This is a genomic window from Kitasatospora sp. NPDC048715, assembly GCF_043198905.1.
Lineage (GTDB): Bacteria > Actinomycetota > Actinomycetes > Streptomycetales > Streptomycetaceae > Kitasatospora > Kitasatospora lactacystinica.
The window spans coordinates 103503-128219 of record NZ_JBICVH010000005.1; the positions used below are offsets into that span (position 1 = coordinate 103503).

General features: G+C 74.5%; 21 protein-coding genes and 1 tRNA gene. 11 read left to right on the forward strand and 11 right to left on the reverse strand.

Annotated elements, in window-relative coordinates; genetic code table 11:
- Positions 1-4 precede the first annotated feature (4 nt).
- From ACGFSC_RS11390 to ACGFSC_RS11400, 3 genes are all read right to left on the reverse strand, one after another.
- Positions 5-1057, reverse strand: coding sequence for an endonuclease/exonuclease/phosphatase family protein (locus tag ACGFSC_RS11390; protein ID WP_359899161.1), 1053 nt, complete (start codon positions 1055-1057; stop codon positions 5-7).
- Between the two features lie 162 nt (positions 1058-1219).
- Positions 1220-3013 carry a hypothetical protein gene (locus tag ACGFSC_RS11395; protein WP_359899163.1) on the reverse strand — a complete coding sequence of 598 codons (1794 nt, stop codon included), beginning with the start codon at positions 3011-3013 and terminating at the stop codon, positions 1220-1222.
- Positions 3010-4074 carry a MoxR family ATPase gene (locus ACGFSC_RS11400; protein ID WP_359899165.1) on the reverse strand — a complete coding sequence of 355 codons (1065 nt, stop codon included), beginning with the start codon at positions 4072-4074 and terminating at the stop codon, positions 3010-3012. The genes ACGFSC_RS11395 and ACGFSC_RS11400 overlap by 4 nt, the downstream gene beginning before the upstream one ends.
- A gap of 260 nt (positions 4075-4334) precedes the next feature.
- On the opposite strand from ACGFSC_RS11400, the gene ACGFSC_RS11405 reads away from it, so the two are divergent.
- Together ACGFSC_RS11405 and ACGFSC_RS11410 are read left to right on the forward strand one after the other, a co-directional pair.
- The gene (locus ACGFSC_RS11405; RefSeq protein ID WP_359899167.1) at positions 4335-6137 is read left to right on the forward strand and encodes an FAD-dependent oxidoreductase; all 1803 of its coding nucleotides are present in this window, start codon (positions 4335-4337) and stop codon (positions 6135-6137) included.
- A gap of 223 nt (positions 6138-6360) precedes the next feature.
- Entirely contained in the window at positions 6361-8541 is a 2181-nt protein-coding gene (locus ACGFSC_RS11410) for an SdrD B-like domain-containing protein (RefSeq protein ID WP_359899169.1), read from the forward strand.
- Between the two features lie 186 nt (positions 8542-8727).
- Here the strand turns inward: ACGFSC_RS11410 and ACGFSC_RS11415 are convergent, their stop codons facing one another.
- The gene (locus ACGFSC_RS11415) at positions 8728-9102 is read right to left on the reverse strand and encodes a transglycosylase SLT domain-containing protein (RefSeq protein ID WP_392863032.1); all 375 of its coding nucleotides are present in this window, start codon (positions 9100-9102) and stop codon (positions 8728-8730) included.
- A gap of 582 nt (positions 9103-9684) precedes the next feature.
- Between ACGFSC_RS11415 and ACGFSC_RS11420 the strand changes: the two genes are divergently transcribed.
- Complete coding sequence (locus tag ACGFSC_RS11420; protein ID WP_359915118.1) at positions 9685-11115, forward strand: RICIN domain-containing protein; 1431 nt, start codon at positions 9685-9687, stop codon at positions 11113-11115.
- 25 nt (positions 11116-11140) lie between these two features.
- On the opposite strand, the gene ACGFSC_RS11425 is transcribed toward ACGFSC_RS11420, so the two are convergent.
- Positions 11141-11737 (reverse strand): hypothetical protein, encoded by a 597-nt coding sequence (locus ACGFSC_RS11425; protein ID WP_359915116.1) that lies wholly within the window; start codon positions 11735-11737, stop codon positions 11141-11143.
- Here ACGFSC_RS11425 and ACGFSC_RS11430 point away from each other — a divergent pair.
- Positions 11695-12651, forward strand: coding sequence for a hypothetical protein (locus ACGFSC_RS11430; protein ID WP_359915113.1), 957 nt, complete (start codon positions 11695-11697; stop codon positions 12649-12651). The two genes, ACGFSC_RS11425 and ACGFSC_RS11430, sit on opposite strands and share 43 nt — an antisense overlap.
- A 115-nt stretch (positions 12652-12766) precedes the next feature.
- On the forward strand, positions 12767-13429 hold the full coding sequence (locus tag ACGFSC_RS11435) for a DUF4241 domain-containing protein (protein WP_359915110.1): 663 nt from the start codon (positions 12767-12769) through the stop codon (positions 13427-13429).
- 48 nt (positions 13430-13477) lie between these two features.
- On the opposite strand, the gene ACGFSC_RS11440 is transcribed toward ACGFSC_RS11435, so the two are convergent.
- Together ACGFSC_RS11440 and ACGFSC_RS11445 are read right to left on the reverse strand one after the other, a co-directional pair.
- Complete coding sequence (locus ACGFSC_RS11440) at positions 13478-13840, reverse strand: hypothetical protein (RefSeq protein ID WP_359915108.1); 363 nt, start codon at positions 13838-13840, stop codon at positions 13478-13480.
- A gap of 205 nt (positions 13841-14045) precedes the next feature.
- Positions 14046-14258 carry a hypothetical protein gene (locus ACGFSC_RS11445; RefSeq protein ID WP_359915105.1) on the reverse strand — a complete coding sequence of 71 codons (213 nt, stop codon included), beginning with the start codon at positions 14256-14258 and terminating at the stop codon, positions 14046-14048.
- Between the two features lie 244 nt (positions 14259-14502).
- On the opposite strand from ACGFSC_RS11445, the gene ACGFSC_RS11450 reads away from it, so the two are divergent.
- Entirely contained in the window at positions 14503-15987 is a 1485-nt protein-coding gene (locus ACGFSC_RS11450; RefSeq protein ID WP_359915102.1) for a cytosine permease, read from the forward strand.
- Positions 15988-16270: 283 nt separating this feature from the next.
- On the opposite strand, the gene ACGFSC_RS11455 is transcribed toward ACGFSC_RS11450, so the two are convergent.
- Positions 16271-16525 (reverse strand): hypothetical protein, encoded by a 255-nt coding sequence (locus ACGFSC_RS11455; protein ID WP_359915099.1) that lies wholly within the window; start codon positions 16523-16525, stop codon positions 16271-16273.
- Positions 16526-16820: 295 nt separating this feature from the next.
- Positions 16821-16891 (reverse strand) — tRNA-Cys (locus ACGFSC_RS11460).
- 308 nt (positions 16892-17199) lie between these two features.
- Between ACGFSC_RS11460 and ACGFSC_RS11465 the strand changes: the two genes are divergently transcribed.
- On the forward strand, positions 17200-17910 hold the full coding sequence (locus tag ACGFSC_RS11465; protein WP_359915096.1) for a hypothetical protein: 711 nt from the start codon (positions 17200-17202) through the stop codon (positions 17908-17910).
- 7 nt (positions 17911-17917) lie between these two features.
- On the opposite strand, the gene ACGFSC_RS11470 is transcribed toward ACGFSC_RS11465, so the two are convergent.
- Positions 17918-18577, reverse strand: a complete 660-nt coding sequence (locus ACGFSC_RS11470) for a polysaccharide deacetylase family protein (RefSeq protein WP_359915094.1) — start codon at positions 18575-18577, stop codon at positions 17918-17920.
- A 261-nt stretch (positions 18578-18838) separates the two neighbouring features.
- Positions 18839-19576 carry a DUF4232 domain-containing protein gene (locus ACGFSC_RS11475; protein WP_359915091.1) on the reverse strand — a complete coding sequence of 246 codons (738 nt, stop codon included), beginning with the start codon at positions 19574-19576 and terminating at the stop codon, positions 18839-18841.
- A gap of 443 nt (positions 19577-20019) precedes the next feature.
- Here ACGFSC_RS11475 and ACGFSC_RS11480 point away from each other — a divergent pair, with 443 nt between their 5' ends.
- The 4 genes from ACGFSC_RS11480 to ACGFSC_RS11495 all read left to right on the forward strand — a co-directional run bounded on the left by ACGFSC_RS11480 (position 20020) and on the right by ACGFSC_RS11495 (position 24634).
- Positions 20020-21513 (forward strand): SDR family oxidoreductase, encoded by a 1494-nt coding sequence (locus ACGFSC_RS11480; protein ID WP_359915088.1) that lies wholly within the window; start codon positions 20020-20022, stop codon positions 21511-21513.
- Positions 21514-21684: 171 nt separating this feature from the next.
- On the forward strand, positions 21685-22104 hold the full coding sequence (locus tag ACGFSC_RS11485; protein ID WP_359915086.1) for a YciI family protein: 420 nt from the start codon (positions 21685-21687) through the stop codon (positions 22102-22104).
- Entirely contained in the window at positions 22077-23408 is a 1332-nt protein-coding gene (locus ACGFSC_RS11490) for an RNA polymerase sigma factor (protein ID WP_380357061.1), read from the forward strand. Before ACGFSC_RS11485 ends, ACGFSC_RS11490 begins: the two co-directional genes overlap by 28 nt.
- Positions 23409-23551: 143 nt before the next feature.
- Entirely contained in the window at positions 23552-24634 is a 1083-nt protein-coding gene (locus ACGFSC_RS11495) for a hypothetical protein (protein WP_359915144.1), read from the forward strand.
- Positions 24635-24717 lie beyond the last annotated feature (83 nt).

Genomic DNA, 24717 nt, shown 5'->3' on the forward strand with positions numbered 1-24717 from the left:
GCGTTCAGCGCAGGACGGCGAGTTCGGCGACCACGGCGCGGTGGTCGCTGCGCGGCAGGGAGTGCTCGGAGACGTCGACGGCGGTCAGCGCGGGCCCGTGCAGGACGTGGTCGATCTGGATCGCGGCCGGGACCGGGTAGTCGGGGTGGTCCTGGGGCCAGGTCGGGAGGAGGCCCGCGCCGAGTTCCTCGTGGGTGTCGGTCAGGCCGGTGCCGATCAGGTCGCGCATCGGCTTGTGGTCGAGGGTGGCGTTGAAGTCCCCCAGCAGGACCGCGTTGCGGGCGCGCCCGGGCGCGGCGGCGCGCAGGGCGTGCAGTCCCTCGGCCCAGCGGCGGGCGTCGCCGACCGGGTAGTAGGTGTGCACGGCGACCAGCTGCACCGGACGGCCGCCGACGTCGACGGTCAGGTTGGTGGTCGGCCAGGCCGGGTCGGCGGCGGAGCTGACGGGAAGCCGGGTGTAGAGCGCGGTGTCGGTGCCGGCCGGCCGCTCGCGGTGCGGCAGCAGGGCGCGGATGCCGGCCGCGTCCAGCGCGTCGGCGGCGGAGTCGCTCTGCTCCTCGACCGCGAGCACGTCGATCCGCTGGTCGCGCACCAGGTCGACCAGGGACTTCGGCGAGACCTGCCCCATGAAGTTGTTGCTGGTCGCCACCCGCAGCCGGGGCGCGTCGGCCGGGGCGTCGGCCCCGCCCGGGACGAGCCGGGGTATCAGCCACCACAGTTGCAGCACCACCAGCGCCGCCGCGACCCCGGTCAGCCACCGCCCGCGCAGCACCGCCGCCGCGACCAGCAGCAGCACGCTGAGCAGCGCCGCGTAGGGCAGCCCGGCCATCGGCAGGGCCCACACCGTGCCGTCGTCCCATCCGAGGACCCGCACCGCCGCGAGCACGGCCGGGCCCAGCAGCAGCACCCCGCACCCGATCAGCGCGGCGCGACGCCAACGGCCCCTGCCGGCGGGCGACGCGCCCTTCCGCGTGCTCTTCGCCGTACTCTTCCCCGCGCCCTTCCCCGCGCTCTTCGCCGCGCTCTTCCGCGTGCTCTTCGCCGTACGGTCCGTCACGGTGCTCCTTCCGGGGGACGGCCGACAGCCTTGATCATCGGCCGCCGTCGAGAAGGACGGACGCCCGCGCCCGGGGCCCGGTTCCGCGCCACCGGCCGGGGCCGGGAGCGGGACGTCGGTGCCCGGCGGGGGCCGCGTCCCCTTCCTCACGGGACGGAACGCCTAGCTCATCCGGAAGACCGGCCCGCGCGGGGTGAACGGGAGTGCGGCGCCGCGCGGGACGAGGAAGGCGTGCTCGCGGCGCAGCCGCAGGACGTCGCACTCGCCGTCGGTGATGACCAGGACGGGTGCCCCGGGCGGGAAGTCCTCGGCCCGTTCCAGCAGGTCGATGCCCGGCTGGAGGACGGTGCCGCCGCGCCCGTGCACCCGCAGGCGCCCGGCGATCTCCTCGACCGGGAGGTACCCGGCGTCGTGCGGGGCGGCGTCGCAGTGCACCACCCGGGCGGCCGGGACGTCCCGGGCGGCGGCGTAGGAGGCGATCGCGCCGAGCGCCTTGCCGAGCAGCGCCCGGTCCATCGAGCCCGAGGTGTCCAGGACGACTCCGAAGGTGCAGCGCGGCACCTCCTCCTCGGGGCGGTAGCGGCCGGCCCGGGGGATGTCCGGGGTGGCGGACTGCCGGCGGGCGGGGCGGGAGTAGCTGCGCACCGGTTCCGGGCTCGGCACGAACTCGTCGAACCAGCGGGCCAGTCGGGCGTCCCAGGGCAGTGGGGGGTGGGCGAGTGCGCGGATCTCCTCGACCAGCCCGGCCGGGAGCAGGCCGCGTTGGCGCCGGTGCAGTTCGAGGCCCTGCTGGAGTCCGCGGCGGTAGAAGTCGTCGAGGTCGACGTAGTCCCGGGGCGTTCCCAGCGGTTCGCCGAGGACGTCCGGGCGGTTCTTCCCGGCCAGGGTGGCGAGGCGGCGGATGCGGCGCTGGTCGCGGGCGATCCGGTCGTACACCTCCTCGGCCGACAGGCCGTTCAGCTGCGGGTCGTGCAGCAGCCCGTCGGGCATCTCGCCGACGCCCATCTCCAGCAGCCAGCCGTTGATGACGTAGTCGGCGGCGACGTTGAACAGGAACGGGTCCCGTCCGCCGCGGCGCTCGCCGTGCCGCAGGGCGGCGTGCAGGATCTCGTGGCCGAGGATGAACCGCCATTCCTCGTCGCTGTGGTGGCGCAGCGGGTTGACGTAGATCTCGCCGGCCTCGGCGTTGACGGCGGCGACGGCGATGTCGTGGGCGCGGGCGAGTTCGGCGTCGGCCACGACGGTGAGGCCGGCCGCGATGCCGCCGAGCAGGGGGTAGGAGGAGACGAACCAGTTGAGTGCCCTGTTCCAGGGCCGTTCGGGCAGGCGTTCGCCGGTCTCGGTGTCGATCCGGCCGCCGGCCCGGTCCATCGCGGCGGACATGGTGCGGGTGAGCGCGGCGGCGAAGGCCGTGGGCCAGTCCTCGCGGGCCCGGCCGTGGCCGCGCCATTCGACCAGCAGTTGGTCGCGTTCGGCGGTGCCGGCCGTCCCGGCGGTGTCGGGCGCGGGCAGGCCGTCGCGGCGCCAGCGGTCGGCCAGCTCCTCCTCGTCGCCGCCCGGGTACTCCTGCGGGAGGACGACCGGGGCGCGGCCGACCGGGAAGGTGGCGAGGAAGCGGTTGACCACCGCGCAGCGGGCGGCGGCCTGGTGGGCGTCGGGCTGGGTCCGGGTGCCGCGGGCGCCCGGGAGGTGGCCGAAGCCGAGGTGCAGCAGGCAGTGCGCCAGCACCCAGGCCCATTCCTCGGGTTCGGCCCGGCGGCGCGGGTTGACGTGCAGGGTGCCGTTGGAGTCGGCCACCGCCCAGCCGTTCGGCGGGGCGGTGGTGCAGGTCTCGGTGCGGCAGACGTCGGCGCGCAGGGCGGCGAGGGCCGGGTTGCGGCGGAGCAGTCGGAGGCCCTCGGCGAAGGCCTCGGCGCCCGGGTCCGGCTTCTTCCGGTCGGCCGGGGCGTGCTTCACCGGCGGGCCTCGACCAGGCGGGGCATGTCCCGGGCGGCCTCGATCAGGAACCAGGCGGGCAGCACCGGGTTGCCGTCCGAGCCGTCGGCGATCACCGTCTGGGCGACCTCCACCGAGATCTCGGCCAGCTGCACCAGCAGCGACTTGGCCCGGAAGGCGGTCTGCCGTTGCGCCCCGGAGGCGTGCTCCTTGCGGGCTGGCAGTTCCTTGACCAGCCGGCCGCGGAAGGCGTCGGCCAGGTAGTAGAGCAGGTCGCGGTCCTCCAGCCGGTGCGGCCAGCGGGCGTCGCCCTTGAGGATCGCCTCCAGGCCGTAGGAGTTGCGGACGATCTTCGCGTAGCCGCAGAAGGCGACCGCGTGCTGCGCGGTGAGCAGCCCGTGGGCGACGACCTTGAGGGTCGTCTCGTCCAGGGTGGGGCCGAAGGAGTGCAGCGCGTCGGAGAGCATGTGCCAGGCGCGCGGGGTGGAGAACGGCTCCTCGGTCTTGGGCGGGGCGGACCACAGGTGGTCGGGCCGGTCGGTGAGGTGGTCGACGATCCAGGGGTGGATGCCGGCGCCGGCCGCCCAGCGCAGCCAGTCCTCGGCGCTGGCCCGCAGATGGACGTGGACCATGCGGTTGACCAGTGCGGATGCCATCGGGCGGGCGAGCGCGCCGTCGGTGGCGCGGTTCCCGGCGCCGATCACGATCGAGCCGGGCGGCAGCTCGTACGAGCCGATCCTGCGGTCCAGGATCAGCGAGTAGAAGGCCTTCTGGACGTCCGGCGAGGCCGCGTTGAGTTCGTCCAGGAACAGGCAGTACGGCTGGTCGCGGGCGATCTGCTCGGGCGGGCAGAACCGGGAGCGGCCCTCGGGGGTGAGCTGCGGGACGCCGATCAGGTCCTCGGGGGCGAGCTGGGTGCCGACCAGGCTCACGCACTCCAGGCCGAGCGACTCGGCGAACGCCCTGACCAGGGAGGACTTTCCGATCCCGGGGGCGCCCCAGAGGAACACCGGGCGGACGGTGGCCAGGCCGAGCAGCAGCTCGGGGATCTGGGCGGGCGAGACGCTGACTGCTCCCTGCACGGGGCTCCTTCGCGACAACGGTGCGTGACCGGCCCAGTGTGCGGGGGGAGTCGGCCGGGCGCACCTGGATTTTCGGCGGGCCCGGCGGGCCGTACGGGCCACGGGCCGTACGGGCCGGGGTGTGGACGCGAGGCGCGCGGTGGGTGACCGGTGCCGGGCCCGGTCGTTGCACACCCGGGGGTCGTCCTCGCCGCTCGGGCGACCAGGAGGGTGGAGGTGTGCGCGTCGTGGGGTCGGGCGAGGGTTCGTGGGAGGGTGCGGTGGAAGGTCGGACGAGGCGTCAGTTCCTGGCCGGTGCCGCCTCGTTGGGCGGTGCTCTGGCCGTCGGGCCGGTGGCGGGCGCGGCCGCGCTCCCGCGGGGCGCGGGCGCCGGTGCCCGCGGTGGCCCGGGGCGGACCGTGGCGGTCCTCGGCGGCGGGGTCTCCGGGCTGAGCGCGGCGCACGAACTGGCCGAGCGCGGCTACCGGGTGACGGTGTACGAGTACTACGACGCGCTCGGCGGCAAGGCCCGCAGCATGGACGTGCCGGGCAGCGCGGCCGGTGGCCGTCGGGCGCTGCCGGGCGAGCACGGCTTCCGGTTCTTCCCCGGCTTCTACCGCAACCTGCCGGACACCCTGCGCCGCATCCCGTGCGCCGGCAACCCCGGTGGCGTCCACGACAACCTGCGCGACGCCACCCAGGCGCTGCTGGCCTTCGACGCCCCGCGCCCGGGACTGCTCCTCCCGTTCCGGTCCCTCACCCGCCCGCTCGACCTGGGCGACCTCGCCCCGGACGCCCTGCGGCGGACCCTGGCCGGCGCGCTGGACGAGGTGCTGCACCTGCCCGCCGGCGAGCTGGCCTACTTCGTGGACCGGCTCCTGGTCCACCTGACCAGCTGCGACGTGCGCCGCGAGGAGCAGTGGGAGCGGGTGCCGTGGTGGGACTTCATCAGGGCGGGGCGGATGTCCCACGACTACCAGCGCCTCCTCGGGGTCGGCCTGACCCGGGACCTGGTCGCGACCCGGGCCGAGCGGGCCAGCACCCGTACGGTGGCCCGCACGGTCGTCGAGGCCTTCCTGCTGAACGGTCTGCTCGGGCGCGGCGGTGACGGGCAGCCCGACCGGGTGCTCAACGGCCCGACCAGCGAGGCCTGGATCGACCCGTGGGCGGCCCATCTGGCCTCGCTGGGCGTCGAGTTCCGCACCGGGACCGAGGTCCGGGAGGTGCTGTACGCCGAGGGCCGGATCACCGGGGTCCGGGTGGCGCCGGCCGGCGGCGGCGCCCCCGGGACGGTGCGGGCCGACTACTACCTGAGCGCGCTGCCGGTCGAGCACGCCCGCGCCACCTGGGGCCCGGGGCTGCGCGCCGCCGATCCCCGGCTGGCGCGCTGCGACGCGATCGGCACGGACTGGATGACGGGCATCCAGTTCTACCTGCGCCGCCCGGTGCGGCTGGTGCACGGCCACGCCGTCTGCCTGGACTCCCCGTGGTCGCTCACCGCGGTCGGCCAGGCGCAGTTCTGGGACCGGGACTTCGCGGCCGCGTACGGCGACGGTACGGTGCGCGACTGCCTCTCGGTCTGCGTCTCGGAGTGGGACCGGCCCGGGATCCTGTACGGCCGGACGGCCAAGGAGTGCACTCGCGAGGAGGTGGCCCGCGAGGTCTGGGCGCAGTGCCGGCGGGCCTTCGAGCGGCCGGGCGGCGGGTGGCCGGCGGACGCGGACGTGCACGGGTGGTTCCTCGACCCGGCCGTCACCGGTCTGGGCGGGCCGGCGCCGGCCAACCGCGAGCAGTTGCTGGTCCACCCGGCCGGAACGCTCTACGACCGGCCCTCCGCCGCGACCGCGGTGGGCAACTTCTTCCTGGCCGGCGACTACGTCCGCACCGACGTCGACCTGGCGACCATGGAGGGCGCCAACGAGTCCGCGCGGCGCGCCGTCAACGCCCTGCTGGACGCGGACGGTTCGAGCGCCGGCCGCTGCCGGGTCTGGGGGCTCTTCCGGCCCCCGGAGCTGGAGCCGCTCAAGCTGGTCGACGAGGCCCGCTACCGCCTCGGCCTGCCGAACACCTTCGACCTCGGGTGACCCGCCGCACTCCCCCGGCGACACCGGCACACGCCCCCGCCGCCTCGGGTCGCATGCGAACTCACGGAGCGGTATCCGAACTTGATGCGATTTCCGGCCCGTTCCGCGTCACACGCGCCGGTGAACGTGCCCCGAAACCGGGACGTGCACGACCGGTTGCCGCTCTCCTGGGGGCCCCGTCGGGATCGGGCGTCTGCCCGCCGATCATGAGAGTGGGGCCCAGGTGGGGACGAGAGGACGAAGGACGTGGATCGCGCGGGCCGCGGTGCTCGCCGTCGCGCTGACCGGCAGCGGGCTGCTGACGGCACCGCCGGCGTTCCCGCAGGGCGCGGACGGGGCGGTGACGGTCCGGGTGGTCCGGGCCGTGGACGCCTCGGGCGCGTGGACGCCCGCGCTGGAGCCGGGGCTGGCGGGTGTGCGGGTGACGCTCACCGGCGGGGACCGGGTCCGGGTCGAGGGCACCACGGCGGCCGACGGGACGGTGACGCTGGCGCCGCCGCCGCGCCGGGACCACGGCGGCAAGTACCGGGTGCGGGTGGTGAATCCGAAGCCGGGCGTGCTGTTCCCCGCCTTCGCCTCGCGGCAGGGGCTGGACGGCGCGCCCAACCTGCTGAGCTCCAACGAGGAGTTCGTCGACCTCTCCGACGGCGCGAACGTCTCGTACACCACCGGGCTGTGGAGCCCCGGCGACTACTGCCAGAGGAACGCCCCCCTGGTGACGACCTGCCAGAACACCACGTGGGGAGGCGGTGCGCAGCGCACGCTGGTGTCGTTCCCGTACGGTGCGCGCGGCCAGGACGGCGTGGACGTGAACGTCACGGACATCGCCACCGACGCGCAGACCGGCACCCTGTTCGGCATCGCGTGGAACCGGGCCGACCGGCGGGTGTTCTCCTCGGCGGCGGCCAAGCGCACCACGGGCTACGGCCCGGGCGGCTCCGGCGGGATCTACGTGACCGACCTGGCGAGGAACAGCACCACGCTGTTCACCACCGTCCCGGACGCCGGGGGCACCGCGCACGGGCCGGGCGCGGACGACGCGTTCCTGGCGGTGCCGGGCAAGGAGAGCCTCGGCGGGCTCAAGGTGACGGACGACGGCAGGGACCTGTTCGTCGTCAACCTCAACGACCGTCGGCTGTACCGCTACGACGCCACCGCGGCGACCGCGGCGGCGCCGAAGGCCGTCTACCCCGTCCCGGAACCGGGCTGTGCCTCGGCGGCGGACTGGCGACCCTTCGGTCTGGGCCTGCAGGACGGGACCGGCTACCTCGGCGGCGTCTGCTCGGGCGAGTCGACGGGCGCGGTGTCGGACCTGCGGGCGGTCGTGCTGCCCTTCGACCCGGCCACCGGCCGGTTCGGGCCGGCCGTGCTGGACCAGCCGCTGGACTACCCGCGCCGGTCGACCGTCGGCGCGGGCCCGTGCGACGGCGCGGGCTGGTTCCCGTGGACGGACACCTACCCGACCACGCAGAACGGCCAGGCCTGCTCCGGCTACCGCGCCCAGCCGGAGCCGGAGCTGGGCGAGGTCGGCTTCGAGGCGGACGGCTCGATGCTGCTGGCCTTCCGCGACCGCCTCGCCGACCGGGCGACGGGCCAGGCGGCGGCGGGCGCCGCGGTCGGCGAGGTGCTGTCGGGCGGCGACCTGAACAAGGCCTGCCCGGCGAACGGCGCCTACGTGCTGGACACCAACAACGGCTGCGGTCTCTCGCCCCGGGGCACCCGCTTCTTCGACACCAGCCGGATGGGCTTCCACCACAACGCGGCCTACGCCGGCATGGCGCTGTCCAAGGTCGAGACCACCATCGGGACCTCCGGGTTCGACCCCAACGACACGGCCTTCGGCTACGGCACGGCCTTCGTCCAGCGGGCGGACGGCCGGCAGGACCCGAGGGTCGGGCTGCGGCTCAACCCGGCGAACGTCCCCGCGCCGTTCGGCAAGGGCGCCTCGATGGGCGACCTGGAGGTGCTCTGCGACCGGGCGCCGCTGCAGATCGGCAACCGGGTCTGGTACGACCCCGAGCGCACGGGCCTGCAGCAGCCGGGCCAGCTCCCCGCGGCGGGCGTCACCGTCCACCTGTACGACGGGGTGGGCCGGCTGGTCGGCACGGCGGGGACGACGGCGCGCGGCGAGTACTACTTCGACGACTCGAACGTGGACGGCGGCCTCCGGCCGCACACCGGGTACACGATCCGGCTGGACAACCCGTCCGACTACGCCGAGGGCGGTCCGCTGTACCGGTGGGTGCCCACCAGGCACGACGGCGGCGAGGACCCCTTCGTCAACTCCAAGGGCGTCGTCCCGCCCGGGGGAAGGTATCCCGAGCGGGCGCTGACCACCGGCGGGCCGGGCGAGAACGACCACACCCTCGACTTCGGTTTCCGGCGCTGCGGGTGCGGCCACTGACGCCGGTCGGGCACGACCGGGACGACCGGGACGGCGGCGGGCGTGGTGCCCGGTGAACCTGTCGGGGGTGGTGGAGACGGCGCGAGGGCCTGTGCTCGCGCGTATCGCGCGGGCGCAGGCCCTCGTGGGTCACTCCGGTGGTCCCTGTCCGGCCCCCGGGGTGAGGGGGGAAGCCGGTGTGTCGGCTTAGTACCAGTGGTGGGACTGCCAGAAGTTCCAGGCGGCGTTCGGGCTGCCGTAGCGGGTGTTCATGTAGTCCAGCGCCCACTTGATCTGGGTGGAGGGGTTGGTCTTCCAGTCCGCGCCGGCCGAGGCCATCTTGGAGGCGGGCAGGGCCTGGCCCAGTCCGTAGGAGCCGGAGCTCGGGTTGGTCGCGGTCACGTTCCAGCCCGACTCGTGGGAGATGATCTGGCTGAACGAGGCCAGCTGGTCCGCCGGGACGATCTGGGCGGCGATGGCCTGCGGGGAGGCCTCGGCGGCGGAGGCGACGGCGGGGACCACGGCGGCACCCAGGGCGGTCACACCGGCGGCGCCGGCGAGAATCGCGGCAGAGGTACGCATACGGAGCTTGAAAGCGGGCATGTAGAGCAAGACCTCGTTCGGGTTGGGCCGGTGTCACGCCCCGTGTCGACCGTGGCCGGACAGGGGCCGAACGGTCGCGGGGTGTGACGCGGCGGGAAGCCGTCCACCGGCGGGACAGGAGCCGGTGTGGCTGGCGACGAATGCCAAGTTGCCAGACCGGATCGGCCCCCGCCAAGACCCCCTCGCTACGATCCGCCGTCGTAGCCGCGCGCCCGGCTCCGATTCCAAGGAACCGCCGCCCCGCACGCCCCGACCCCTCCCCGCCTGCGCGAACACCTTCCACCCCGTGGCGCAGGACGGGCAAAACGGGCACTGCTAGCCGTCGTCGTTCATCGCATCCGTGTGTGAGCGCCCTCACCGGCCGGGATCCGACGGCATCGCTGACGGGCCCACCACCGTCACACCGGGTCACCACCGACCGGCCACCGTTGAGACCCCCGCCACACCCCGCAGACGTGCCCCCGCCGGTCCGTGCGTTGACGGATGATGCGTGGTGCTGCCGGGAGCATCCCGGCCCGGTGCCCTGCGGCACCGAGGCACCGAGGCACCGAGGGGGAGATTGTGCGATTCACCGGCCGGGTCCCCGGCGTCCTGTCGACCGTCCTGCTGGCAGCGGGAGCCGTGGCCGCCCCGCAGGCCGGCGCGGCGCCCGCCGCACCGTGCTCGGGCGGCCGGGTGCTGGACGTGGTCGCCCACCACGACGACGACCTGCTCTTCCTGGCCCCCGACCTGATCCACGACCTGGCGAACCCCGACGTCTGCGTGCGGACCCTGTTCCTGGTCGGCTCGTACTACAGCCGGGACGGCGTCGCGGCGCATCCCACGGACGCCGACAAGTACGCCTACATGGAAAGCCGTGAGGCCGGCGACCGCGAGGCCTACCGGGCGGCCGCCGGCCTCCCCGGCGACTGGCAGCACGCGCCCTACTCGGCGGCGGGCGTGCGGGCGACGACCTGGTCGCTGGGCGGCCGGATCTCCACGGTCGAGCTGCGCGTGCCCGACGCCGCCGCGTCCAACGACGCCGGCACGATGTTCAAGGGCCAGCTGTGGGCGCTGTACGCGGACGGCCGGGAGGCCTGGCCCGTCCCGGGCGCGGACGCGCCGGTGCAGCAGCGGCTGAGCCGCGAGCAGGTCCTCGCCTTCGTCCAGGGCGTCATCGACGACTACGGGCCGACCGTGATCAACACCGAGGATCCGTCGGCGGACCACCAGCGGAGCTCCATGGACGGGAACTTCCACCCCGACCACGTCGCGACGACCAGGCTGCTGCTCGGCGCCCTGAACCGTCGCGGCGGGACCTGGCCGCGCATGACCTACTACCGGGACTACCTGGCCCGGGAGTCGGCCCCCAACCTGGACGGCCCGGCGCAGGCCCGCAAACAGCAGGTCTTCGAGGCCTACTGCCCGTACGACGACGAGATCCACCGCGGCGGCACCTGCCGACCGGACTACGCCGACTGGTACCGGCGCCAGTACTACGCCGACTCGACGTGGCGGGGCTCCTACATCCTGCCCATGTCCTACGGCGTCGAGGACCCGAAGCTCGACCAGCGCTACCGCGTCGTGAACCGCTCCACCGGCCTCTACCTCGACGTCTCCGGCTCCTCGGTCGCCGACCAGGCCCCCCTGCTCGGCTTCTCCCCCACCGGGAACCCCAACCAGGCCTTCACCTTCAGGGCCGCCCTGGGCGGCTGGAACCTGCGCCCGGTGCACAGCGACCAGTGCCTGGACGTGACCGGGTCGAGCACCACCACCGGCACCCCCCTGATCCAGTTCCACTGCACCGCCGTCACCGTCGGCCCCGCCGACGTGTCACTGATGTCCAGCCCCAACCAGGCCTTCCGCGTCCGCGGCGACCGCACCGGCGGCTACACCATCACCAACGCCAATTCCGGCCTCGCCCTCACCTCCCCCGCCCGGGCCGGAGGATCGGTCACCCAGGCACCCGCCGCCGGCACCCCCGACCAGCTGTGGGACCTCGTCCCGGCCTGACCCGCGCCGTAGCACCCCGGCCGGCTCATGACCCGGTGCGGCACGACCCGGTGCAGCAGCAGGGCCGGGCCGAGGGTGCCGGTGGGGCGGTCGCGGACGGCCGGTGGTCGCCGTCGGTGAGGCGGTCGGGGCCGGCGGCCTCGCGGGCGCGGGCGGCGATCTCCCGTCGGTGGCGCTCACGGCGCAGGGCCCGCTGGAGTTCGGGGTCGTCGTCCGGGTCGTAGAGCGCGGAGGCGGTGGCGGCGACGTGGTCGTGGATGCGCTGCCATTCGTCGCGGGCGGTGGCCGCGTGGAGGGCGGCCTCCTCCTCCCCGGCGTCGGTGTGCCGGTAGGCGGTGCGCTGGATCCTCCGGGCGGCGGCGAGGGCCTGGGCTATGGCGCGCGGGCTCGTCCCGGCGGCCCGGAGGCGGACCCGGTGCCGGACGTCGCCGAGCAGCCCCTGCTCCCGGTCGTCCGGGGATTCGCCCGTGGGCGTTACGGGGCGCCGGCACGCGGCCCGGCGGCGTGCCCGTCCGCCGACTGCGGGCCATGGTGTTCTTCCGCAGGAGGTACCGGAGCGGCCGCGGAGAAGGACGTCGCATGGTGTGGGTCGGCAGGTCCTCGGAGCTGGTGCGGCGGGCATGGACGGTGAACCGGCCGCTGGCCGTCACCGCCGGCCTGATGGCCCTGATGCTGGTCATCGCCCTGGTGGGCCTCGTCGCCGATCCCCGGTCGGTCACGGGGCAGCCCGCCTGGGCGAAACCGGCCCGCTTCGCGCTGTCGATCGCCGTCTACTCCCTCACCCTGCTGTGGCTGCTCACCTTCGTCCGCGGCCACGATCGTCCCGTGCGGGTGGTCTCCTGGACGACGGCCGTGTCGCTGACCGTCGAGATGGCCCTGATCGCCGCCGCGGCGGCGTCCGGCACCACCAGCCACTTCAACTTCGGTACGGCGACGGCGACGGCGGTCTGGATGACGATGGCCGCCTTCATCGTCGCCACCTGGGCGATGGCCCTGGCGACCGTCGTCCTGCTGCTGCGCCAGCGGGTGCGGCCGCCGGTGTTCGCGTGGGGGCTCCGCCTGGGCATGACGGTGTCCGCTCTGGGCATGGCCGTCGCGTTCCTGATGACGCTGCCCACCTCCCGGCAGCGCGCGGCCGCCGCGCAGGGCCACGGTCTGCCCGTCGTCGGCGCGCACACCGTCGGGCTCGCCGACGGCGGCCCGGGACTTCCGGTGACCGACTGGAGCACCCTCGGGGGCGATCTGCGGATCCCCCACTTCGTCGGCCTCCACGCACTCCAGGTGCTGCCGCTGATCGGCTTCCTCCTCACCACCAGGCCGCGCGGGGTGTCCGCGCGCCACCGCGTCGCGCTGATGTGGATCGCCGCGCTGGCCTACCTGGGCCTGGTTCTCCTCCTCCTCCGGCAGGCGCTGCGCGCCCGGCCGCTCACCGCCCCCGACACGGCGGCCGTGGCCGCGTTGCTCGCTCTCGCGGCCGCCACCGGGACGGCCGTCCTCGCGGTCCGCCGCCACGGCCGCGGCACGGAAAGCCGTTAGGCACCCGCTTCAGCGGCCTGAACCGCCGGTGCCCCGGGGGCGCCGGGGTTGTCCCTGGGGGTGCGTATCGTCCGGGGCGGCAGGCACCACGGACGTGAGAAGGAAAGGGGCGGGCATGAACGAGGTCCGGCAGGAGACCCGCGAGTACCTCGACGGGCTGTTCACTCCGGGTGTGCGGATCGGCGGCGATCCGCACACCCCGTACAGCTGGATCGAGATCGCCGAGCTGAAGGAGGTCACCACGATCCGGCTGCCGAGCGGGCGGCTGGTCGTGGACTCGCCCTGGAGCACCGGGGCGCCGCGCGAGCTCGCGGTCCGCGTGCCGCCCGGCGAGTACCCGGTGGACGTCTCCTGGGCCGACTGGCCCCGCCTCGCCGACGGCTACTACACCGAGCACCGGATGTGTGCCGCGACGCGCCTGCGCGTGCGCGACGAACCGGTGGCCACCTGGCAGCTCGCCCTCGGCGTGGGCGAGGACCCGGCGCTGCGCTCCGCCGGCGCGGGGTACGACGCGGAGGAGGCGATGGGCTGCTTCGCCGACGCCACCGCCTGGCAGGCGCTGACCGGGCCCTTCCGCCAGGGTCCGGCGGCCGAACGGGGCACCGAGGACCTCTGCGAGGGCCACTTCGAGCTCCTCCGCGACGAGGAGCACCGGGCCGACCTGCTGACCTTCGGCGTCCCGGAAGGCTGGGGGCAGGTCTGGGAGGGCCTGGCCCGCGACGGCGGGATCGCGGCGATCGTCGCACCCGGCCCGGTGCCCACCAGCCCGTGGGACTGAGCGGTCCGGCCGTCGTCCGCGGCCGGGCGCGGGCGGCCCGTGCCGAGGTCAGCCGGCTTCCGGTGCCGGGCCGGGGCGGGCGGTGCCCGCCATCGCCTGGGCGTGCAGGCAGGCGCGGGCGTGCGACAGGGCCGCGGCGGCGCCGCGCAGGTGGTGGTTGACGACGGGGAGCAGGGTACCGCGCAGGCGGTCGGCGGTGTGCAGTGCGGCGGCGGCCTGTTCCAGCAGCTCGCCGGCGCGGTGTATGGCCTGGCCGCGGTCGCTGGCGCGGTACTCCTCGGCGAGGGCCGCGGCGGCATGGGCGAGTTCGCCGACGCCGGGGTCTTCGACGGGTTCGGCGCCGAAGAACTCCAGCACGGACGCCAGTTCTGCCAGCCGGGCGTTGCGGCGCTTGTCCCACCAGGTGCTCACGTTGCGATCATGCACCACGACGCACCGCGATGTGGGGGGAACGGGTCAACTTCCCTGCGCGGGGGAGAATCCGGCCCGCCTGGGTGGGTGACCGGCGCTTCCGGCCTCCGGGGGCGGCGCCGGGGGCGTACGCACGACCGGGGCGCGCCCCCAGGACGGCGCGCAGCGCCGGGCGGTGCGGGATCCCCCCGCCGCCCGCACCGGGTCAGTAGCCGTCGTACGGCTGGCAGCCGGGGCAGACGTCGATCTGCACGCCGGGTGCGGGGCAGGGGTAGAACCAGCCCGCGAGAGCGGCCCGTTGGTGGATCAGCGGGCCGTCGGTCTCGGCCCTGCCGTCGTGGAAGACGGCACCGCACCCGCGGTCGCAGGTCATGGTGCCGATCGGGCGGGTGTCGGCCCCCGCGAACGTGACAGCCATCTCGGCTCCTCTCTCCCGGCTGTCAGTCTGCCGACCCCGGCGGGCGGTGAACAGGCCGCGGCGGAAGCGGCGGCGCCGAGGTGGGCGCGGGCGCCGGGCCGCTGGGCTGCTGGGCTGCTGGGCCGAACCCGTAACGAAGTGGACAAAGTAGGATGGCTGAACTCCCGCGCTACGCGCGAAGAGTTCCATAAATGTTCTATTTGCCCGTTTCATTCTCCCGCTTCACACGCACGGAGCCACCCTCATGGACAACCTGTCCACCGTCGACGTCGACGGCGCGATAGAGACCCGCGGTATCGAACCCGTCCCGGACCACGAGCGCCGGGGCAGAGTCCGCGAGCTCTTCCCGACCTGGGTCGCGGCGAACATCAGCGTCCTGCTCCTCACCATGGGCGCGGCCCTGGTGGTGTTCAACCAGTTGAACTTCTGGCAGGTCCTGATCGTCGCCGCGTGCGCCGCACTCGCCTCCTTCGGCATGGTCGGCGTGCTGTCGGTCTCCGGGAAGTGGGGCGGCGCCCCGGGCGCCACGCTCTCCCGGGCCACCTTCGGGGTGCGCGGCAACCTCTTCCCCGGCGCGATCCTCTGGGTCGCCCGGTTCGGCTGGGAGACGATCAACGCCGTCACCGGCGCCTACGCCGTGCTGACCGTCCTCGACCTGATGTTCGGCGTCAAGAGCAACACCGCGCTGATCGTCATCACGCTGTTCGCCTTCGTCGCCTGCACCTTCCTGGTCTCCGGCATGGGCCGCAAGGCGCTGAACGTCTGCAACACCTGGTCGACGTACCTCTTCGGCGTCTTCAGCGTCCTGGTCCTGGGCTACCTGATCGCGACCATGAACTGGAGCGAGGTCTTCTCCAAGCCCGCGGGCACCACCGCGATGATGATCGCCGGCATCGGGACCATCGCCGCCGGCGGCATCAGCTGGGTCCCCACCGGCCCGGACTTCGCCCGCTACCTGCCGCACTCCGCCTCCGGCCGGAAGATCGTCGGCGTGACGGTCTCCGGCGCCGGCCTGGTGATGGTGCCGATGGTGCTGATGGGCGCCGTGATGGCGGTGGCCTCGCCCGGCCTGGCGCAGGCCGCGGACCCGGTCTCCTTCCTCGGCGACCTGCTGCCGACCTGGCTGGCCGTGCCCTACCTGCTGACCGCGATCGTGGGCATGCTGCTGATCAACAGCCTCTCCATGTACTCGGCCGGCTTCACCGCGCAGACCATGGGCGTGAAGCTGCCGCGCGCCACGGCCGTCAGCATCAACGCCGTGATCTCGCTGGTCGGCGGCCTGCTGCTGATGCTGGTCGCCAAGAGCTTCCTGGGCTCCTTCATCACCTTCCTGATCCTGCTCGCCGTCTCCTTCTCGGCCTGGATCGGCGTCTACGCGGTGGACATGTTCCGCCGTCGGTCGCGTGCGGTGCGCTACGACGCCGCCGCGCTGATGGACACCAGCAGGAACAGCCCGTACTGGTACAAGGCCGGCTTCTGCTGGCAGGCGATGGTCTCCTGGGTGCTCGCGCTGCTGATCGGGCTCGCCTTCACCAAGTGCGACTGGTTCGCCGGCCCGTTCTCCGACACCCCGATCGGCAAGTACGGGCTCGCCTGGGCGGCGACCATCGTGATCTCCGGCGCGATCATGGCCGTGCTCCCCGCGCCCCGGGAGAACACCCCTGCCGCCACCACCGCCGAGCAGCCCGCCGACGTCCCGGCGGAGCGCACCGAGCGGGTCACCGTCTGACCGCACGGCGCGAACCCCCGTACGCCCCGGACCGCCCGGGTGCCGGCTCCACCGAGCCGGCACCCGGGCGGTCCGGTTTTCGGTGCCGCAGATGCCGCCGGGGCCGCGGTCGGGCGACGGGGCGCCGGACGAGTTCCTGGTGGTCGGCGCCCTCGGCCCGGGCCGGTGTTCCGGATCGCGATCCGCACGCCCCGGCACGCCCCGGCGCGGCGAGCAGGTCCGTGCGCAGCGGCCCGTCACCGGCCTCGCGCGGGAGCAGGTCGTGCGGGTGTTCCTGCCCGCCCTACCGGGACGGCGCGGCCCCGACCAGGGCCCGGCACTTCCGGCACGAGGCCGGGTCCCCGGGCTCGAAGTGGCACAGGAAGACCTTGAAGCAGCGGAGCCCGCACAGGGTGCGGGGCCTGCCGCGGCTCAGGTCCCCGGCGTGCAGGACACCGGGCACCCCCTGGAGCCCGACGGCGGGGAACTCGGCCGGCTCGCGCGCGGTGGCGAAGGGTCGGGTCCCGTCCGGGGCTCCGGTGTCCGGGCTGTCGGTCATGCCGGGCAGCATGCCACGGTCGGGGACCGCCGTCGGCGCCGGGCTCCCACCGCGGGTCGGCGGGCCTTGCGCGCCGGTGAGCGGGGCCTGCCGTGCGCGGCGGGCGGTCGCGCGGGCGGCGGCCCGGGGTCGCCGGGGCTGATGCCGGGTCAGTACTCCCGGGGAGGCCCCCGGCCCGGGCCTCGCCGTCCGGTCGGGGGCGGCAGCCGGGCTGTTCCTGCGGTGGGTTGACGGACCGCCGGCCGACGCGGGGCCGACCGGCGGGACACACCCCGGCACCGGCGGACAGGAGAAAAGGTGGAGACAGGAATCGAACCCGTCTGAACGGTCCTGCAAACCGTCGCCTCGCCACTCGGCCACTCCACCTCGACAACGGTGGAAACATTACACACGTATGAACCGGAACTCTCCGGAAGTGCTGGATTTTCACTCCGGAAGGCTCTTAATGCTTCTAGTGTTATTTCTCTCGACATGGCGCCGAAAGGGCCCGGAGGCCGACACGGGGAAAGTCATGTTGCGCTAGCCTGTGCCGATATCTCCAACCCGATGGGATTTCATTGATGGCCGTCGAGGAATCACGGTTCACCCGTATCACGGAGCTGCGTGGCGAATCCGCCACGAACCGGTGCCAGTACAAGAGTCTGCCCCTGCGCGACCTTCCGCCGCTCGGTGTCGTGCGTCGCGCGCGGATCGCCCGCGAAGGCCTGCGTGAGCGCCGCGCCGACATTCCGGCGCCCGGCCGTCCCTCCCGCTTCGCCGAGGGGGACTGGGTCCGGGTGAAGGACGAGGCCGTGGTGCGCGCCACCCTGGACGCCAAGGACCGCCATCGCGGCCTGTGGTTCACCCGGAGCCAGTGGTCGTTCTGCGGCGGCGTCCACCAGGTCGAACGCGTCGTGCGCCGCATGATCGACGACCACTACCGCGTGCGGCGCCTGTCGGGCACCGTCGCCCTGGCCGGCGCCACCTGCCACGGCGCCGACGGGACCCAGGGCTGCGGCATGGAATGCGCGCTGCTGTTCCGCGACGAATGGCTGGAGCCCGCCCCCGCGCCGGTCCCCGCCGCCCGGCCGGTCGCCCTGTGGGCGACGGTGCGCAGCCTCGCGGAGATCCACGCGACCCTCGGCTCCGACGGGCGCCTGCACGGCGTCCCCTTCCAGCCGGGGATGGAGCGCCACGCCGGCACCCGTCACGGCGCCTCCGAGCTGCGTCACCGGTCCCTGGCCTGGTGGCAGCACCCCACCGGGGGGCGCTGGTTCATCCTCCAGGGCCTGCGCTGCGGCGGCGAGCCGGCCCCCACCGGCTGCGACCGCCGCTGCGCCCTGCTGTGGCACGAGTCCTGGCTGCGCCTGGAACCCGCCGCGGAACCCTCCGCCGCCGGCCGCTGAGCGGCCGTCAGCGCCGCCAGCGGTCGCGCACCAGTTTCGCGGTCAGGTGCAGCGGTCCGTCCCGGTCTCCGACGTAACATCGGGGAAGCGCGTACACCCCGCTGTGGGGCCCGGGGCTGACCGCGCACCCGTACTCGTAGCCGGCCTGCTCCACCGCCTCCACCGCGGCGTCGTCGAGCGAGCCGTACGGGTAGCAGAACCCGCCGACCTCCCGGCCCGTGAGGTCCTCCAGCACGTGGCGGCTGTCGGTGACCTGGGCGGCGAGGTCCCGCGCGCCCAGGCCCGCCAGCCGCCGGTGGGTCAGCCCGTGCGAGCCGATCTCCACCCCGGCGGCAGCGGCTTCACGGACCTCGTCCGCCGTCATCAGCGGCTTGCGCGGGCCCTGCCGGTCCCAGTCGTTGTATCCGCCGAGCCGGCCGGCCACCACGTAGACCGTCGCGGTGAAGCCGTACTCCGCCAGTGCGGGCATGGCCTCCTCCAGGAAGTCGCGGTACCCGTCGTCGAAGCTGAGCCCGACCAGGCCCGCCGCGGTGCCGTCCCGGTGGGAACGCATCAGCTCGCCCACCGACACCCCGCGCAGCCCGCGGGCGGACAGCCAGCGCAGCTGGCGGCGGAACCGCGCGGGGCCGACGGTGATCAGATAGGGGTCCTCGACCGTCGACGTCACCGAGTGATACATGAGTGTCCACGGGAGGCTTCCCGCGCCTGCGCCGGTCTCCCTTTCCGGACTATTGCGTGGTCGAATGATTTGCATGTTCCGCTCCAGCTGTCCGGTGGCACCGCCTGTGCAGGTGGACCCGAGGAAATTGCATTCTGGCAGCGTCGGACCCCGCTTCCATTCGCGCCAGGCGACTCCGCTTCATTTCACCCGGATGCCGGAGCGGGAGTCGGGGCGGGTGCCGCCGGGGCGGGCGGGCCGGTTCCGGGACTACTTGGGGGCGGCCGTCATGGAGGCGACGGCGTCCGCCACGCTGGAGCGGTAGTTGCCCATCTTGGGGTTCAGCACCCGCACGCCGCTGTCGAGCGGGAAGTTCTGGGTGTTCGCGAGGGGCATGTTGGTGCCCTCGTCGTCGGCGAGCACGTTGATCTCGTTGATGCCGGGGGTGGTGCCGGTGGTGGCGCCGCTCGGGTCGAGGTCGATCACCGCGTAGGCGTTCTGCCCCGCAGGGACCGTGAAGCGCTCGGTGCCGCTGGCGAGTATCGGCTTGACGTTCTTGCTCTGGTCGGGCGAGACGGAGTCGCCGAGGTCGACCCCCGGGGAGGAGCTCAGGCTGCAGGCGCTCGCACCGGTGTTGCGCACCTCGATCACCCGCTGGCCGGCCGCCCCGGCTCGGGCCGTCACCTTGATCGAGAGGTTCTTGATGTCGCACGGGTGGGCGGCGGCGCCGGCACTGCCCCCGTCGGACTTGGTGCCGCCCGGGGTGCTCGCGCCGGACGGCTTCTGCGGGGCGGGCTTCGTCGCCGCTCCCGTGGCCGGTGCGCCCGTGGGGGCGCCGGAGGCCGGGCCGCCCGCCGTCGGGGGCGTGACGGCCACCGTGGCGGCCGCGGAGGCCCCCGGGCCGCCGGCCGTGTCGGTGTTGTCGGGCCCGCAGGCGGTCAGCGCGAGGCCGGCTCCGACGACGAGGGCGGCGGAGGCGAGCAGCTGGTGACGGTGGCGGACGGACATGGTGGCTCCCCGATAGCGGTGCGTGCTGACTTGCGTGGACACCTCACAGGACGGTCGGTCGACGGCTTTTGGTGGCATGCACAGCGTCACAATCATCAGGACAGGATGAAGATCGGATCGTGACATTCCGTCAAGTGCGTGCGGGTGGACGGCCGGCCCGGGATCGGCTCGGCGGGCGGCGGGCGGCGGGCGGCGGGCGGGGCCGCGAGGGCGGCCGGGAGACGGACGGCGACCGGCCGTACGGCCCGGGGCATGCGGGCCGGGCATGCGGGCCGCGGCCGGCCGCGCGAGGCCCGGCCGTGTGGCCCGGCCGAGGCCCGGCTCGGGCGACCGCGGGCGCGGCAGCGGGCGCGCCGGGCCTTCCGGTGCGGGAACGTGGAACCGGACGAGGACTTCCCGGCCCGGCGGAAGCCCGCGGGTGCTGCCTCCGGAGAGGAGTCGACATGGATCCGTTGCGGCCCGGCCCGCTGCGCTGCCTGGTGACCGGGGCTACCGGCTACATCGGCGGCCGGCTCGTGCCCGAACTGCTCGCCCGCGGGCACGCCGTGCGCTGCCTGGTGCGCGATCCCCGGCGGCTGCGCGACCAGCCCTGGCGGGCCCGGGTGGAGACCGCCACCGGTGACGTCACCCGCCCCGCCACCCTCGCCGGGGCCTTCGACGGCATCGACGTCGCCTACTACCTCGTCCACTCGCTCGGCACCGGACCGTCCTTCGAGGCGACCGACCGCGACGCCGCCCGCGCCTTCGCGGCCGCCGCGGCGGCCGCCGGCGTCACCCGGATCGTCTACCTCGGCGGCCTCGTCCCCGCCGGGGTGCCCGAGGCGGACCTCTCCCCCCACCTGCGCTCGCGCGCCGAGGTCGGCCGCGTCCTGCGCGCCGGCGGTGTCCCCACGGCCGAACTGCGCGCCGCCGTGATCATCGGCTCCGGCAGCGCCTCCTTCGAGATGCTGCGCCACCTCACCGAACGCCTGCCCGCGATGATCACCCCGCGCTGGGTGTCCACCCGGATCCAGCCGATCGCCGTCCGGGACGTCCTGCGCTTCCTGGTCGGCGCCGCCCACCTGCCGCCCGGGCTGAACCGCACCTTCGACATCGGCGGCCCCGACGTCCTCACCTACGAGCAGATGATGCAGCGCTACGCCCGCGTCGCCGGGCTGCGCCGGCGCCTCGTCGTCCCCGTGCCGGTCCTCACCCCCCGCCTCTCCAGCTACTGGGTCGGCCTGGTGACCCCGGTGCCGGGGTCCATCGCCCGGCCCCTCGTCGAGTCCCTGCGCCACGAGGTCGTCCGCGGCGAGCACGACATCGCCCGCTGGGTGCCCGACCCGCCGGAGGGCCTGACCGGCTTCGACCGGGCCGTCACGCTCGCCCTGCGCCGGATCAAGGACGCCGACGTCGCCACCCGCTGGTCCTCCGCCTCGCTGCCCGGTGTGCCCAGCGACCCGTTGCCCACCGATCCCGACTGGGCCGGCGGCAGCCTCTACCAGGACGTCCGGGAACGCGTCGTGGCCGCGCCCCCCGCCGCCGTCTGGCGGGTGATCGAGAGCATCGGCGGCGACAACGGCTGGTACTCCTTCCCGCTCGCCTGGGCCGTGCGCGGCCGGCTGGACCGCCTGGTCGGCGGCGTCGGACTGCGCCGGGGCCGCCGCGACCCGGCCCGGCTGCGGGTCGGGGACTCCCTGGACTTCTGGCGCGTCGAGGAGATCGAACCCGGCCGGCTGCTGCGCCTGCGGGCCGAGATGCGCCTGCCCGGGCCGGCCTGGCTCGAACTCTCCGTCGCACCGGACGGGGACCGCGGGACCCGGTACCGGCAGCGGGCCCTGTTCCACCCGCACGGCCTGGCCGGACACGCGTACTGGTGGGCCGCCGCGCCGTTCCACACCGTGGTGTTCGGGGGCATGGCCCGCAACATCACCGAACGCGCCCGCCGGCAGCCCTGATCCGGCCGGACGCCGGCCGGGCCCCGGCTCCCCGGCGTGCGGCGCGGGCCCCCGTCGCAAAGAAACACGAAGAAAATGATCCTGGTCCGTCCACCGTGTCGATCCGCGGCCGCGCCGTTCGACCTGGGACCGGAAGGGTCGAGAGGCGACCCCCGAACGAGGAGGCCGGAGATGGCGAAGTACATGCTGATCATGCGGGGCACCGACGAGTCCGTCGCGAAGATGATGGAGACGCCGTTCGAGGAGATGCTCGAAACGGTGGGCCGTTTCAACGAGGAGCTGATCCGGGCGGGCGTGCTCGTCGCCGCCGAGGGGCTGGACGACCCCTCGCAGGGCGTGGTGGTGGACTTCGGCGGGGAGACCCCGGTGGTCACCGACGGACCGTACGGCGAGACGAAGGAGCTGTTCGGCGGCTTCTACCTGATCGATGTCGCCTCGAAGGAGGAGGCCGTCGAGTGGGCCAAGCGCCTCCCGGCGCTGCCCGGCTCGAAGTGCGAGGTCCGCCGCGTGCCGGGCATCGAGGAGTTCCCGCAGGACAACGAGTGGATCGTCAAGGAGCGGGCGTGGCGCGAGCGGACCGGCCAGCTGTGACAGCCGGGGCCACCGACGGCCCGCCGGTCGCCGAGTCGGCGCGGCGGGCCGTCGAGGCCGTCTGGCGGATCGAGTCGGCACGGATCGTCGGGGCGCTGGCCCGCTACACCGGGGACTTCGCGCTGGCCGAGGACGTCGCGCAGGAGGCGCTGGCGGAGGCACTCGTCACCTGGACGCGCGACGGTGCGCCGGCCAACCCGGTGGGCTGGCTGCTGGCGACCGCGCGGCGGCGGGCCATCGACGCCTTCCGCCGCGGGTCGGCCCTCGACGAGCGGTACGCCGTGCTCGCCGGCCGGCTCGCCGACGGCCAGTCCAGCTCGGGCGCGGACGGCCCGCCCGGGCCGCCCGACGATCTGCCCTGGGACCCGGACCGGGTCGACGACGACGTCCTGTCCCTCATGTTCGTCGCGTGCCACCCGGTGCTGTCGCCCGAGGCCAAGGTGGCACTCACGCTGCGCGTGGTGGGCGGCCTGTCCAGCGAGGAGATCGCCCGCGCCTTCCTCGTGCCGGTACCGACCGTGCAGGCCCGCATCACCCGGGCGAAGAAGACGATCGCCGCCGCCCGCGTGCCGTTCGAGCTGCCGCCTCCCGAGGAACGGCCGGGGCGGCTCGGCGCCGTCCTGAGCGTCCTGTACGTGGTCTTCACGGAGGGCTCGACGGCGACGGCCGGCGACCACCTGCTGCGCCCCGACCTCGCCTACGAGGCCGTACGGCTGGCACGGGTCCTGGCCGCCCTGCTGCCCGGGGAGCCCGAGGTGCACGGCCAGCTCGCGCTGTTCGAGCTCACCGCCGCGCGCTTCCCGGCCCGCACCGGGCCCGACGGCGAGGCGGTGCTCCTGGAGGACCAGGACCGGCGCCGGTGGGACCGCTCCGCGATCCGGCGCGGTCTGGCCGCGCTCGGCCGCGCCGCCGCCCTCGGGCGGGGCCTCGGACCGTACGGTCTGCAGGCCTCGATCGCCGCCTGCCACGCGACGGCGCCCTCGGTGCCGGAGACCGACTGGGACCGCATCGTGCTCCTGTACGAGGCGCTCGGCCGGGTGGCCCCCTCCCCCGTCGTCGACCTCAACCGCGCGGTGGCGGTCGCGATGGCGGGCGGACCGCGGGAGGCGCTGTCCATCGTCGACGACCTGGCCGCCACCGGCCGCCTGTCCGGGTCGCACCTGCTCCCCGGCGTGCGCGGCGAACTGCTGCTCCGCCTCGACCGCACCGCCGAGGCCCGTGCCGAGCTGGAACTCGCCGCCCGCCTGTGCCGCAACTCCCGCGAGCGGTCGGTGCTGCTGCGCAAGGCGGCCGCGCTGGGGTGACGTCCGCCGGCCCGGCCGCCCTCCCCCGCCAGCGCCACCGCCGGCGGCCGCGGCCGGCGGAATTTCCGCTTCCCCTTGCTCTCCTGGCTCTGGTATGACAGCACCTGGCCCGATCGGGGCCACCTGAACAGGGGGATTCTGTCGTGCTGAGGACCACCCGCCGACGCCGGGTACGCGTCGCTTCGCTGCTGGCCGCCTCGGTGGCGCTCGCCACCGTGATGACGGCCGCGCCGGCCGGGGCCGCGCCCCGCTCGACCGGGAGCGACGCCGCCCCGACGGCCGGGCTGAACCTGATGCTGCGCGCCGATCCGTGGAAGGTCGTCCAGACCCGCCGGGCACCGGACGGCACCTGGGACGCCGCCAGGGAGATCCCGCAGTTCGGCGGCTTCCGGTACTGGACGACCGTCGTCGACTCCGGGCGGCTGCGGCTGTTCGGGCTCCGGAGCTCCGGCCCGATGAGCGTGCAGTTCGTCCAGTCGACGCAGCAGCCCGACGGCAGCTGGTCCGCGCCGACCCCGATGCGGGGCCTGGCGGAACTGCCCGTCTCCAGCGAGTACTTCCAGCTGGGCACGGCCGGCGCGGCCATGGTGGACGGCCGGGTCCAGCTGGCGGCGGTCGACCCCTCGGGCCGGCTCGTCCACACCGTCGAGAACCCGGACGGGAGCTGGCAGCCCTGGGGAGCGATCAGCGCCCCTCCGGGACTCGGCTCGGACAAGTACTTCAGCCTGGCGACGGCCGAGGTGAACGGCGAACTGCACATCGTGGCCACCATGTGGAACGACGGCAGCGTGCTCCACACCATCCGGCACGCGGACGGCACCTGGGCCGGCTGGGGCAACATCATGGGCGCGGCCGGGACCCCCTCCCCCTGGGGCTGGCCGCACGACGTGGTCGCGGTGGGCATCAACGGCGCGCTGCAGGTCGCCGTGGTGAACAACAGCCAGATCGCCGTCTACCACACGATCCGCAACTCCGACGGGAACTGGGCCGGTTGGGGGCCCATCGGCCAGCAGATCCTCACCCAGCCCTTCTACGTGTGCGGCGCCGACGGCGCCAATGTGAACAACGAGCTGCAGCTGCTCTTCGAGACCTGCGCCAACAACGGCTCGCTCTACCACACCATCCGTCACGCGAACGGCAGTTGGGACCGGGCCGGCTACGTCCAAAGCGCCGTCGACCTCTCCCCCTGGCGGCCCGTCGCGGACGGATCGGCCGTCGGCGGCTGACCGTCCCGGGCCGCCTCCCCGGCCGTCTCCCGTGCCGCCGTCCCCGTGCCGCCGTCTCCCGTACGGCCGTCCCCCGTGCCGCC